The 12,227-nt window shown below is 60.9% G+C and carries 15 protein-coding genes; 8 read left to right on the top strand and 7 right to left on the bottom strand.

The features are described 5' to 3' along the window. The coding region (locus ACMZPQ_RS22930; protein WP_495495866.1) for an accessory factor UbiK family protein at positions 1-140 on the top strand (140 nt) is incomplete at its 5' end. Between the two features lie 126 nt (positions 141-266). Continuing rightward, a complete protein-coding gene (arr, locus tag ACMZPQ_RS22925) occupies positions 267-701 on the top strand; it encodes an NAD(+)--rifampin ADP-ribosyltransferase (protein WP_197580111.1) in 435 nt (144 codons plus the stop codon). Here arr and ACMZPQ_RS22920 read toward each other — a convergent pair. Beyond that, positions 694-1,140 (bottom strand): DUF4279 domain-containing protein, encoded by a 447-nt coding sequence (locus ACMZPQ_RS22920; RefSeq protein WP_197580112.1) that lies wholly within the window; start codon positions 1,138-1,140, stop codon positions 694-696. The genes arr and ACMZPQ_RS22920 overlap by 8 nt on opposite strands. A gap of 959 nt (positions 1,141-2,099) precedes the next feature. Here ACMZPQ_RS22920 and ACMZPQ_RS22915 point away from each other — a divergent pair. Continuing rightward, positions 2,100-2,462, top strand: coding sequence for a hypothetical protein (locus tag ACMZPQ_RS22915; RefSeq protein ID WP_197580114.1), 363 nt, complete (start codon positions 2,100-2,102; stop codon positions 2,460-2,462). A gap of 370 nt (positions 2,463-2,832) precedes the next feature. On the opposite strand, the gene ACMZPQ_RS22910 is transcribed toward ACMZPQ_RS22915, so the two are convergent. The 4 genes from ACMZPQ_RS22910 to ACMZPQ_RS22895 form a co-directional block, all read right to left on the bottom strand. Then, positions 2,833-3,024, bottom strand: a complete 192-nt coding sequence (locus tag ACMZPQ_RS22910; RefSeq protein ID WP_197580115.1) for a hypothetical protein — start codon at positions 3,022-3,024, stop codon at positions 2,833-2,835. 354 nt (positions 3,025-3,378) lie between these two features. Next, positions 3,379-3,759 carry a hypothetical protein gene (locus ACMZPQ_RS22905; RefSeq protein WP_197580116.1) on the bottom strand — a complete coding sequence of 127 codons (381 nt, stop codon included), beginning with the start codon at positions 3,757-3,759 and terminating at the stop codon, positions 3,379-3,381. A gap of 354 nt (positions 3,760-4,113) precedes the next feature. Further along, positions 4,114-4,479 carry a hypothetical protein gene (locus ACMZPQ_RS22900; protein ID WP_197580117.1) on the bottom strand — a complete coding sequence of 122 codons (366 nt, stop codon included), beginning with the start codon at positions 4,477-4,479 and terminating at the stop codon, positions 4,114-4,116. Between the two features lie 55 nt (positions 4,480-4,534). After that, positions 4,535-5,137 carry a DUF998 domain-containing protein gene (locus tag ACMZPQ_RS22895; RefSeq protein WP_197580118.1) on the bottom strand — a complete coding sequence of 201 codons (603 nt, stop codon included), beginning with the start codon at positions 5,135-5,137 and terminating at the stop codon, positions 4,535-4,537. Positions 5,138-5,798: 661 nt separating this feature from the next. Here ACMZPQ_RS22895 and ACMZPQ_RS22890 point away from each other — a divergent pair. Continuing rightward, entirely contained in the window at positions 5,799-6,155 is a 357-nt protein-coding gene (locus ACMZPQ_RS22890) for a hypothetical protein (protein WP_197580119.1), read from the top strand. A gap of 46 nt (positions 6,156-6,201) precedes the next feature. Next, a complete protein-coding gene (locus ACMZPQ_RS22885; RefSeq protein ID WP_197580120.1) occupies positions 6,202-6,705 on the top strand; it encodes a cold-shock protein in 504 nt (167 codons plus the stop codon). A gap of 54 nt (positions 6,706-6,759) precedes the next feature. On the opposite strand, the gene ACMZPQ_RS22880 is transcribed toward ACMZPQ_RS22885, so the two are convergent. Next, positions 6,760-8,166, bottom strand: coding sequence for a serine hydrolase domain-containing protein (locus tag ACMZPQ_RS22880; protein WP_197580121.1), 1,407 nt, complete (start codon positions 8,164-8,166; stop codon positions 6,760-6,762). A gap of 368 nt (positions 8,167-8,534) precedes the next feature. Here ACMZPQ_RS22880 and ACMZPQ_RS22875 point away from each other — a divergent pair, with 368 nt between their 5' ends. The 3 genes from ACMZPQ_RS22875 (at position 8,535) to ACMZPQ_RS22865 (ending at position 11,139) form a co-directional block, all read left to right on the top strand. Beyond that, positions 8,535-10,034: a YifB family Mg chelatase-like AAA ATPase gene (locus ACMZPQ_RS22875; protein ID WP_197580122.1), complete on the top strand. Its 1,500-nt coding sequence runs from the start codon at positions 8,535-8,537 to the stop codon at positions 10,032-10,034. A gap of 194 nt (positions 10,035-10,228) precedes the next feature. Continuing rightward, positions 10,229-10,588 (top strand): hypothetical protein, encoded by a 360-nt coding sequence (locus tag ACMZPQ_RS22870; RefSeq protein WP_197580123.1) that lies wholly within the window; start codon positions 10,229-10,231, stop codon positions 10,586-10,588. Then, entirely contained in the window at positions 10,585-11,139 is a 555-nt protein-coding gene (locus ACMZPQ_RS22865) for a hypothetical protein (RefSeq protein ID WP_197580124.1), read from the top strand. Before ACMZPQ_RS22870 ends, ACMZPQ_RS22865 begins: the two co-directional genes overlap by 4 nt. A gap of 418 nt (positions 11,140-11,557) precedes the next feature. Here the strand turns inward: ACMZPQ_RS22865 and ACMZPQ_RS22860 are convergent, their stop codons facing one another. Next, a complete protein-coding gene (locus tag ACMZPQ_RS22860; RefSeq protein ID WP_312647926.1) occupies positions 11,558-11,911 on the bottom strand; it encodes an MbcA/ParS/Xre antitoxin family protein in 354 nt (117 codons plus the stop codon). Positions 11,912-12,227: the final 316 nt, after the last annotated feature.

Raw genomic sequence — 12,227 nt, 5'->3', positions numbered from 1 at the left:
AGGCCGGACTGGCCAAGCTCGACCTGGTCACCCGCGAGGAGTTCGAAGTGCAGCGCGCCGTGCTGCTGAAGACCCGCGAGAAGCTGGACGCGCTGGAAACGGCCGTGCGCGAACTGGAAGGGCGCGGCACTGCAGAATGAAAAAAGGAGGCGCACGGCGCCTCCCACTTACAGAGTATTTCGCGGATGGGGCCTTGCCGCAAGGCCCTGCCGGCGCCCTAGACTCGCCGGCCTGTCGATCCGGCAGGACACTCAGGGGCAGTGCCGATGGCGCAGGACACCGAATGGACACCCGTTTCGCATGACACCTGCGGCCAGGTCGCCGGGCCGTTCTACCACGGCACCCGCGCAGACCTCGCGGTGGGCGAGCTGCTGAGCGCGGGCTACCGCTCCAACTATCGCGACAGTGTGGTGATGAACCACATCTACTTCACCACCATTGCCAAGGGCGCCGGGCTGGCTGCGGAGATGGCTCGCGGTGAAGGGCGGCCGCGCGTGTATGTGGTGGAGCCGACCGGACCGTTTGAAGACGACCCGAACGTGACCAACAAGAAGTTTCCCGGGAATCCGACGCAGTCGTATCGCAGTGCGCAGCCGTTGCAGGTTGTGGGGGAGATTACGGAATGGGATCTCTACGACGCGGAGTTCGTTCGGCAGTTGAAGGCGTTCGTTGCTTCGGGAAGTGGGGAGATCATCAACTGATGGCCTGCGGGCGCGGAGCGTTGCGCTCTTCTTCATCGGCATCGTAGACATCCAGCCCAAGCGCGATGCCGCGTTGCCCCAAGGCGAGCAGCGCACGCGGCGAAAGCGAGACACCATCATTGCTGCTGCCCATGAAGAGGCCGCAGAACAGGTCGGGTCGGAAACGTGCCAGTGACTGCCATACGCCGGGATCGCCGGTGAGTTGATCGAGGATCTCGAAGATCTGCGCATCCAGATCTTCAGGCTCACGCCGAGCCGCACTGAGCCTCCAGCCTCCGGTCCTGGCGATACGCACGGCGCCGGATTGGCTGCCCGTGAGTTGCTGGCCCTTGGAGTGCGCGGCCGTTGGATTCGCTCCGAGCATGGCAGTGATTTCAGCAGGCAGAAGGTCGTCCCCAAAGAGTCGCAGGGTTACCGAGGAATGATCGAATGCGGCCATTGAAACTCAATTGCTCCTTTGGGAATCGCCTTCATTCTGTATGTCTCTTCGATGTCAGCTAGCGGCCAGAAGCGGTCGTCGATGAAGTGCTAAACGCGCTCAACGGGAGGGCGCCACATAAATTGTATGGTCTCTATTGATCTGTCCCGAGGGACGAGTATGCGCACGTAGGAGCTCTCAATGTACGGCTTCTTATCCGACGGCTTGTAGATCTGCAGCTCATAAAAATGGCGTTCGGTCGGGACGGCGCCGATGACCCTTTCCCAGCCCGGGCCGGGGGTGCCTCCAGTAAGCAGTCCATGCGCCACAAGCTCATCGAGTTCGGCAGGGGTCAGGTGATCGGCGGCCGACGTACGGAAAGCCAATCGTGCCAGCTCCATGGCCTCGTCGTATGTTCTCCGAGCGTAGCGATGTGTCATGTGCGCCCAATTACCTGATAGACGGACCCGTGTGTCCAGTTACACGACCTAACCACAAAGCACCGGAGGACGGCCTCCCTCCCCTGATGCAGTTCGATCTTAGGTTGGCTGAACCCGGCTAACAAGCCAGCGTATAACCGGGCCCAGGTGGGCTCATTGCCCCCCCGCAAGCTCGCTCCAGTAGAAGTGCAGATGCCTGCTCTGGATCGAAAGCCAATACTGTCACGCACCCAACGACCCACTCCCTGCGGGGTGTCCGCTTACGGCCAGGAGCGGACAGGCCGGAGGCCGGGCAGTTTGTGTAGATAACACTGGACACCTGGCGATGCAACGCTGCCCTGCTGCCAGTCCGCAGGCTGGTGCCCGTAGAGCTGCGTCGCCCGAATAGAATATTCATGGGTGACAGAATGATCCTAGAGAAAGACTTGCAACTTGCCTTATGAAACTCTCCGGGCTCACAATCTGGCCACTGCTTGCATAATGGCTGATTCAATTATTCAGCCTTCGGCCACGTATTCGTTGATGGGAGAAGGGCCTGACATGGCGACTGAGATGCACGCGTTTTGCCCTGATGATCTCATGTCATTCCTGGGGTATCTGGACGCAAACATCCTTGATGATGCCGAGTGCGCGCTGATTGAGGGAGTGAACATAGATGATGATGCTCAGCTTGAAACATTGATGCGCGGCTGGATGCGTAAAAATTTCACAGAGTGCGACGAAAGGAACAGGGCAGCGATGATCGAGATTCTTCGCCAATCGCAGCATTGGAGTGAGCGCCAGCTCGCACCGGTCTTCTCAAGAATCACGCTTCCGTCGGGGCAAATGATCATTGATGTTCCCCGGTTTATGTCAGCTTTGCGATCCGAGTTTCTGAGCGTTCTGCGGGAAGATGGGGAATGAACAATGATGAGGAGATCCCTGATACCCGGTACCTACTGAACCACGGCGGGCGATTTCATGATGAGGCCGCTCATCATCTTGGGCGATTGTTGTTGGCGGGACATCAGGCCAGTCACCATAATCTGACCAGCCCGGCCATATGATTGCAGGTGGAGCTTGGCAGTTAGATCCGCTTCTGACCAGAAGTGGACCTCCACCCCAACCTAGTAAAAAATAAGTAATCCAGCAGTCAGCAGACCGAAAGCTCACGCAAGAAGTGGACTGCGCCGCAGATTGGCGCGGAGCGCAATAGACCCTAAGCGGCAAGGAGTACGTTCCAGCCAGCCCAATCAGGCACGCTTGAGGGAAAGCCTGGGTGTAAATAGGCCAATCAAAAGCGCTTTGTATAACGCTCAGGCAACGGATCCCGCTCCGGCAACCCGGCGAGATACGCTTCAAGAGCATCAGTGGATTGGGCGTAGTGAATCGCCATATCAATCATCTCAAGCCCCTGAAATGAGCCCGTGTTCCAGATCTTGTCGCTCTCCGCCGAGGTCAGCTTCCGGCCCAGCTTGGCTTCCATCGCCGATTGCGTTGCCGCAGACAACAGCCGATTCCGCTCCGATGGTGTTGTCATAGCGGGTCCGATTCCTCCACTTTGATGGATGAACTATGCCCTCGCTTCCAATCTAGAGCAAACACCAAGACCAGCAATGCAAGCGACCACCTGAGCCGCAAGCGGCAAGCGGTGTCTGGACCGGGAAGAACGCCTGCGCGCGTCTGCTTCCGGGGAAGGGCCGATAGCCGCCCTACCCTCGATAAGTCTTCCTAATCCCCGGCCCCGCAGATGTCCGCTTCCGGCCAGGAGCGGACGTTCAACGCCAGAATTAAGCCGCGCCGCAAAGCGGCGTCGGCCTGAATGAATTGTTAGACGACATTACGGAGTCCACTCCCATGTGCCGCTACCGGCTCCGTCAAAGTATGTGATGCAAATATAATCGTCCGGGTTAGGCTTTGTATTTTGGGCAACTAGGTTATCCAGAAGCTGTTCGGAGAACTGACTGGCATCAGCCCCTTGGGGTGTAGGTGAATTTGCAAGCTTAATCTTCCAAACGGAGCCACCCGAGTCAATTCTTGTTACTGCTGCGCCATGGCTAGCGAGAAAATGCGCGCCATTTCCCCTCGACCCCTCCATGTAGCGCTCTAGTGCTTGCCAAGGGTTTTGCGAGCGGTAACCGGATTGACCGGCTGTTGCCGATCCTGAGAGTCCCCAGTTCGCGATGACAAATGCATCTAGGTGATTTTTGGTCTTTGGCATGGAGACTCCTGTCGTCTAACTACCTAATAGACGGACCCGTGGGTCCGGTTATGCAACTTACCCACAAAGCACCGTATGGCGGGCCTTCCCCCTTTTTCCAGCTCGATCTTAGGGTGGCGGGGTCCGGCTAAGAAGCCAGCGTATAGCCGGACCGAGCAGAGGGCTCAGTCACCACCGCAAGGCGGTTCTGGTAGAACTGCAGATGTCCGTTTCGGTCGATAGCGGACTCTAGCATTCTTGGTCGCGTTGTCTGGCGCTGGCATGTCTGTTTTCGGCCAAGAGCGGACTCTCGCAGTGCCTCGAACAGGCCCAACCACGAATTTGCTTGGCCTAGAACGAAGTATCGGGTCGGCCCTACTTGAACATCTCCAACAAGTCTCTGTCTTCATGCCGCTGCTCCCACGTGGAGAGAAAGCAGAAGCTCACGCCGCTTTGCATGGCAGCCTTCTGAAACCCGGCCAATTCTTCCTTCGTGATCGGATACTCAACCGGATCAAAGTGCAGAAGCCCCCACGGCTTGACGAAAGAGAACCCAGGCAGGAGTTCCGAGAAGATCACCTTGAGCTGGGGCTGGAGGGCAGAGAAGTCCTTGATCGGACCCGTGCGATTGCCAAGGGCATGACACTGGCGCCGGATGGTCCTGTCTCCACCGACCACCCGGGCAATGAAGTGGTCCTGGTGCACTTGCACGTAGATCAGCCGACGGCGAAAGATCTTCACCACATTCTCAGCTCCGTGCGCTCAATGGCCATCCATGCAACTACATGCCTTTCCATCAAAGCGCCGGCTGCGCCTTCAGCGCACTTGAACCCCTGCGCACCAGATACAGCGCAACCAGGAACGGCCACAGCGAGTTGATGGACGAGAACAGACGCTGTGTCAGCCCCCTGAACCCCTCCGGATCCGCTCCCACCACATTCAACCAGAGATAGGCGATGCCCGCGATGCTCACCATAGCGGTCACGGCGTACGCCCTTCGGTGGGCAGACCACGCGCTCAGTTCGATGTGCGACATCGCCGGTGCAATGATGTTGGCGATACCGATGGTGTAGAAGCCGTGCATCGGATGGCCCATGGGCCAGAGCCCGTTGGTCAACATCGAGACGCCAAAGATCATCCAGCAGAGCGCGCCTACGGCAATCCGGCGACCAGACTCGCGCCACACCCCGATGGAGAACACCACGAAGCCCACGCCGGAGCCGATGGCGGCGATCCTGCCACAGATGCTTGCGAGGGTTGGCGCCTGCAGCAGCTCGCTGGCGTGCTGTGCGAGCGGGTTGTAGCCCGGCGCGAACACCGCAGCAACGCTGGTCCAGAACAGGAACCACGGAAGCGGGACCAGACCGGCGGAAAGCAGAAGTCGATTGCGGCGTGACACGTGCAGTGATCCTTGTGGTGGCCTGCGCCAGTGGGTGGAATCCGTTCAAACGCTACAACGCCTTCCTGTTATGGGAAGCACAGCTCGGCGTGACTACATCGGTAGTCAGATTCTGCGTGACGGCCTGTGGGGTCAATAGGCAGAAAGTCACTCACGCTTGAAGGCGACGATCGCCCCCTGCGCGTCCGTCGCGCTGGTTCCATCGCGGGGGACGATCACGCATTGCCATTGCACCAAAGCTGTCGCATTTGCCGCGCCTTGCGTCTCTGGCCGAAAGATCTGACGACTCCGTTCCAGAAGTGCCGTTCCGCCTGACACGCCAAGGCTCTCACCCCTTTCCACGCTATGCGACAATGCCAAAAACGTCTCGGGTTTTGGCGGCATTGACCCCACCCCCTTGGCATTCCACACAACGGCAGGTAATCGTTACCGCGCCACCGTGCATCGGTGGTCGGGACTCGAAAACCCGTCGTTGGGAAGTAGTTTGCGCTTGCCAGCCGGCATCACCCTGCGTGGTGCCGGCTGGCAATCCGTCTGCCGGCTATGGCGGGCGGGGCGTGGGGGTCTTGTACCCGCCGGTTCCCAACATCCGGTTTTCGAGCCATGCCCCGTCCGCCACCCTTATCGGTGGCGGCTTCTGCCTGCATGCACGGAGCCTGCCATGACCAAGCCGCACTCCCCTCCCCCGCGCCCGATCCAGCAGCCGCCGTCACCCGGCCCTGCCCTGGACCCCACCAGCCTCATCGCCGTCCTGCACGCCATCGGCGCCGGCGCTGCCGCCGATGGCCAGCCCTGGCCCGAACGCCACCTGCTGCGCAGCCGGCAGATCGCGATGTCCGATGCCGACTGCGCGGCAACCGGCCAGCGCATCGTGCAGGAAATCCTGCTGGCGGCCGAGCGCACGCGCCAGAACGGCGAGCCCGAGCAGTACGTGGGTGATCGGGTGATGGAGGGGCTGGTGATGGCTGATATGGCACTCACGGCCTTCATCCACGAGCGGATGCGGCCACAGGGCTGAACGCGCGCGCGTGCTGCCTACTTCCTGCTTGTGTGCGGGGTGACCCATGAAGAAGCACGGCCTTGCCGCTGCAGCGGTGTGCATCGCGGTGATCGGCGCGGTATGGGCCGGCTGGCCTGAGCCTGCGGGCGATCGGGTCTGGGCTTACCAGAAGCTGCAGCCGGCTGACTACCGGCTGCTGCACAGCGATGCGCTCGGCTTCGTGACCGCGAAAGCGGATGAGGGCTTCGAGCTGCACGCGCACCATGCCGGCGCAACCTCGTTCGAGATCCGATGCAAGGGCGTGCTGGTGATGGACGTTGAGAACGCACCGACGCGCGTGTTGATCCGCCTGCCCGGCGATGCACAGTGGCGGGCGCCGGATATCGAGCGGCTGCGCATGAGCTTCGAGCACTGGCTGCTTGTCCAGCAGATCGAAGGGCGGTTGCTGATGGAGCGTGCTGGGCCGCCGTGGGTAGAGGCGCGCTTTGGGCGCTTGGGTGGGGTGGTGCCTGATGAGCAACGGTGTGCGTTCGAGAGCCCGCGTCACCGCTGGTCGGGCCCTTCCTGATCGCCGCTCCTGCAGTTCCCAGCGCGCACCACGGCGCTGCCGGCGGGCCGGGTGTCAGTGCACCTGTCCAGAGACTGCCCGGCCCGCCGTGGTTCCGTGGATTCGCAATCCTTGAATCACCCGCGATCGCTCGCTCACGCCCACATCAACGTCATCGCCCGAGAACGTCAGCCGGAACCGGTACGCGTTGATGTTTCCGACCTCGTTGTAGTCGAAGACAAAGGTGCTGTTGCTCTCCCAGCGGCCGCTTACCGCTACCGGCAAACCAAAGTTGCCATCGGGCGACACGCGCGGTGTTCCATCCAACCCGATCGGCCTGGAGGGTTCGTTGCGGCTCTTCAGTTCGAACTGGAGCTGTGCAGCTTCGGCTCCCGAGAACGTAAGCGTGAGCGCATTCAAGCCAAGCGGATTTTCCGCGAGCGCGTACCGCTTGCCCGAGACCGCTTTCGCCAGCGGCGGCATCAATGACAGCGACGGTAATGGGCGTGCCGCATCGTTCACCGCAGCAGACAATGCGGCCGCGGCCGCTGGATTCTCCGGCAAGGGCCGATCAGACTTGAGCGCAGCAAGAATGAAGGTGCCGATGTCGCCGGGTTCAAACTCTCCTCCGGTAAACACGACCACGACATTCTTCTCTGGGCTCACGCTGATGCGTTGGCCACCGCGACCATTCGCCTCGAACAGCGACGGCTTCCTGTCCGGCTGCAGCCACAGGCCATACCCGTACTTTTCGTCGCCACCTTCCGGCCGCGCCTGCGGCCGAATGGCAGCACGCATCCAGGCGGTCGGGACGAGTTGCCGGTCTTCCCATCGGCCATCGTTCAACCACAGGTAGCCCAGCTTCGCCATGTCCAGGGGTTCAAGGTGCAGATCGCCCCAACCATACGAAACCCCATGGTTGTCCATCGGCCAGGCCGCATGATTGATGCCAAGCGGGCCAAACAGCTCGCGACGTGCGAAGTCGAACGCACTCTGGCCCGTCGCCTTCGTGATCGCTGCAGACAGCAGGTGCATGCCGCCGGAGCAGTACTCGAAGCGGCTCCCGGGTTCATCGCGCATCGGCAGATCCAGCATGAAGCGGCCCCAATCACTGCTCTGCCTCATCCGCGAGAGAGTGATTTCGCCCTGGCTGGCGTCGCAGTCCAGCCCGGAGGTCATGGTCATCAGATGCTCGACGGTCAAGCGCTTCTTTCGCTCGTCCAGATTCGCGATGTCCTGAGCGGCAAAGACCGACGTCAGGGGCTGGTGCAGTTCCAGCGCGTGCTTGCCGATGGCGATGCCCGCCAGGGTGGTTGTGACACTCTTCGTCACCGACGCGACATCGTGGTACTGCCCTTTCTGGAATGGCCAGAAATAGGCGTCCACCACGACATAACCATTGCGAATGATGGTCAGGCTATGGATCGGTGTCTGATGCTCGCGCACGTAGTCGAACGCATTGGCCAGCACTTCCGAATCCATCCCTTGGGCCTCCGGGGAGGACTGGCGCCATCCCTGCGTCGGCCAGTAGGGTTCCTGTGCGGCTGCATCGCTGGCGCCCGCGTGAGCAGAGACCATTGCGCCAATGATGCACGCTGCAATGAATCGTATCGGATATCGCACGGGATCCCCTGGCACTGGCGGTGGAGGCAATGCATCGCGTGGTGAGTCTGCCCGAGGGCGCTGGAGGCGCTGGGGGGTCACCGTTGCCGATTGTGCCATGGCTGTGGGTGGGCGCATGCGCTGATAGCTGTCCCGGAATTCCTCCTAGCCGCTTTACCAGCAATTCCCGATGGTTGGCCACGGAGCGCCTGCCGCACCATCGAACGTCCCTCTGCAGGAAACCACACATGAGCCTGGCGCTGGTCCACAGCCGTGCCCGCGCCGGGGTCGATGCCCCGTTGGTGCGGGTGGAAGTGCATCTCTCTGGCGGCCTGCCTGCCACCCAGATCGTGGGCCTGGCCGAAACCAGCGTGCGCGAGTCGCGCGAGCGCGTACGGGCCGCGCTGCTCTGCGCGCGCTTCGACTTTCCACAACGGCGCATCACCTTGAACCTTGCACCCGCCGATCTGCCCAAGGAGGGCGGGCGTTACGACCTGGCCATTGCACTGGGCATCCTCGCGGCCAGCGGCCAGGTCGATCCGCAGTCGCTGCTGCAGTACGAGTTCCTGGGCGAACTGGGCCTGACCGGCGAGCTGCGGCCGGTGGCCGGCGCGCTGCCGGCCGCGATTGCGGCGGCCGAAGCCGGACGCATCCTGGTGGTGCCGCCGGGCAATGCCGCCGAGGCGGCGTTGGCCGAGCATGCCGATGTGCGGGTGGCCCGCACGCTGTTGGAATGCTGCGCCGGGCTGGGCAATCCGCGCCTGTTGCCCGCTGTGGAGCGGGTGGACACCACACCGCTGCCGCTGCCCGATCTGGCCGACGTGCGCGGGCAGGCACATGCGCGGCGTGCGTTGGAGGTGGCCGCAGCAGGTGGGCATCATCTGCTGCTGATTGGCAGCCCAGGCTGCGGCAAAACACTGTTGGCCTCGCGCCTGCCCAGCCTGCTGCCGGATACCGAGGAAGCCGAGGCTTTGCAGCTGGCGGCGATTGCCTCGGTGAGTGGCGAAGGACTGGACCCGAGACGCTGGCGGCAGCGGCCGTTTCGTTCCCCTCATCACAGTGCGAGCGCAGCGGCGCTGGTGGGCGGCGGCAATCCCCCCTGCCCCGGTGAGATCTCGCTGGCCCATCACGGTGTTCTCTTTCTTGATGAGCTGCCCGAGTGGAACCGCAGCGCGCTGGAGACCCTGCGCGAGCCGCTGGAGTCGGGTCATATCCGCATCGCCCGCGCAGCGCGCAGCGTGGTGTTTCCGGCCCGCTTTCAACTGGTAGCGGCGATGAACCCGTGCCCGTGCGGCTGGGCCGGTGATCGCAGTAATCGTTGCCTGTGCAGCGATGAACGCATCAACCGCTATCGCGCGCGCGTGTCAGGGCCGCTGCTGGACCGCATCGACCTGCATATCAGCGTGGCACGCATGGACGCGGTAGAACTGCGGGAGAGCACGCCGCTGGGTGAGCCCAGTGCCATCGTGCGGGCGCGGGTGGAAGCAGCACATGCCCGGCAGCAGGCACGTGGCGGGCTGAATGCCCATCTGCCACCGGCGGCGCTGCGCGCGTGCACGCGACTGAGTGAGGCTGATCAGGATCTGCTGGAGCAGGCGATTGAGCGGTTGCAGCTGTCTGCGCGAGCCATGCACCGCATTCTGCGGGTGGCGCGCACGATTGCGGACTTGGCGGGTTGCGGGGTGATCCAGACCGCGCATCTGGCGGAGGCGATCGGGTATCGGCAGTTGGACCGGGGAAAGCCTTAGAAATGTCGGCCGGGCTGGTTATGGATGACAATTTTTCAAGTAGGCGCGACTGTTGGAGTCAGGCAATCTTGAGAATTGAGCATGATGAAGTCAGAGGCATTGCGACTGGCGATCAGAGAGGATGCGACTAGCTGTAGTATTCGGTGCAGTTATGCGACTGGATATCGTCCATGTCAAGGGATGCAGCCATTCAGATGGGTCTGAAGACCGAGGGTGAGGCGACGATGTACAGCATGGCTGTGCAGCGGGAGCTAGCAGGGCAAGGTATTTCAATGAACCTCCCCGCCGAGATCTCAAATGCCGGGACTTACAATTCAATCTATGACTCCTATACCGCTGGCTACATAGGATGGGACGAAGCTGCGCGACAGATTGGCGAAATCTACCGAAGTGGTGAGCACATTGATGTGAATGGGACCGCGAGCCGCGACGATGACATTTCGTACGGGGACTATTACGGAAGCTGGTGGGACAGCTCTCATCCTGCCCCAAGCCCTTCGCCAGGTAGCGGCGGTGGCGGTGGCGGTGGTCTGTTCGAGGAGGTGGAGCGATGATCTTCAAGCCTTCCCGGAAGTACCTTCCGTCTCTATTTGGCTTGATGCTGGCGCTCTCATTTCAGGCATCAGCTGAAAATCCGAGCCAGCCGAAGGATAAGAGCAAGGCATCACTTGACGAAATTGTTCAAAATCTTATTGACGCGCCGTGGCCGCTTGGGTTCGATTACTTTCGAAGCATAGGTGTGGCTGAATTCAAGCAGCAGGGCAGTAGTAATACTGATCCCATAGTTTTTAGGTCGGGCCCGGTAGAGACTAGCGATGGCTACCGAATTGCATATACCGAGTTTCGAATTCCTCCTCGCCTAGTCCAAGGCATAAACTTCTACTATGCCCAGTTGGAGGAAGGTCGTTGCTACCCCGCCGCCCGACTGAAGGAGAAGTATGCGCTCGAGCGGTTCATATATCCGCCGAACCCACACGATGCGGTCGCCAAGCGGGCGAGAAGTCAATCTGGCTACCAGCTCCGTTCCAACGGAACTGTGTTGCACTTTACAGCCGACGGATCCGACAACGATTGCTTAGTTAGCTTCTACCGCTCTACGCGGTAGGTGCGTAGGCCAAACTACCTCGTGACTTCATTATTGTCGGGCGCTAAGTCGCCCGACGTCTTGCCCTTGGTACGTACTCAGTCGGTTCGAGGCATTTCCTAACAGCAGCGTGTAGAACGCCACGAAGTGAAGGCCGGCCAGTGGGCCGACTAAGCGTATGTAGTCCTGCCTCAGACGTCTGACGCGATTGACCTTGGCGAATCATTCCGAACCGCGCACCGAGCCTTCGGTCAAAAATTCGCGCAGCTTGCGGGTGGGACAGCACTTGCCAGCATCGTTCTTGGCTATGCCCCCTGGCCAAGTCGCCCGATGGACTGCTCCTTCATGATTTTGGCCATTGCCTCTGGCTGTCCGGCAAGCATCTCGTGCACCATGGGCTAGGGCACGATGGATTTGTCGCCTACAGGTCAAACGGGCCCTACGCACCCAAGTACTGTCGAACTGAGGCCAAGTCGCATACTTTTCCTGCGCACATCAGCTCCAGCGCGGAAAGACCGCCAAAGAAGGGAGCCTTGTTAGCTCGACGAATCCAGTTGTCAGCCTGATCATCACCGGGGAAGATTGCGTGCAGCGCACGATATATCCCAATCAGGTAGCTGACTCTTTCCAGTGTCTCAGCCTGTATGCCGCCCGCGGCGGCGTCGAGCTGAAAGGCCGATTCAACAGGTTGGCCGAGAATGGCGTCTTGCTCCTCTTCGCTTAGTGACCAAACGTCCGCGATTCGGGCGACAACACGCCGAGCGGGTTCGCCAACCGAAAACTCACTGCTCACGAGCCTGTCCTTCACCGCGCCCTTCGGGGGCTTGCTGCAATCCTACTTTTGCAGTGCCGAGGCCGTTGTTTCATAAGAGGAATTTCAAGCGCCAACAACCCGGCCTCAGTCGCATGTCTTTGGTCGAGTCGCGCCAACTCTGAAAATTGTCAATGGATAGAGGCGACTGTTGGTCGACTCCTGCGCGAAGGGCGGTCTTCTGTAGGGCAGATGCACAGAGCAGTCGACTAACTGTGTAAACCCACCACGTTGTTCAGCGGGATTCTGGAAATAGGCGGTTGGCTGCCGATCCCCATGTGGGGTCGGTGCCAGTTGT

Source organism: Stenotrophomonas maltophilia (assembly GCF_047497515.2).
Taxonomy (GTDB): Bacteria; Pseudomonadota; Gammaproteobacteria; order Xanthomonadales; family Xanthomonadaceae; genus Stenotrophomonas.
Note: the sequence above shows the minus strand (reverse complement) of the source record. Positions and strands in the feature narration are given on the sequence as shown.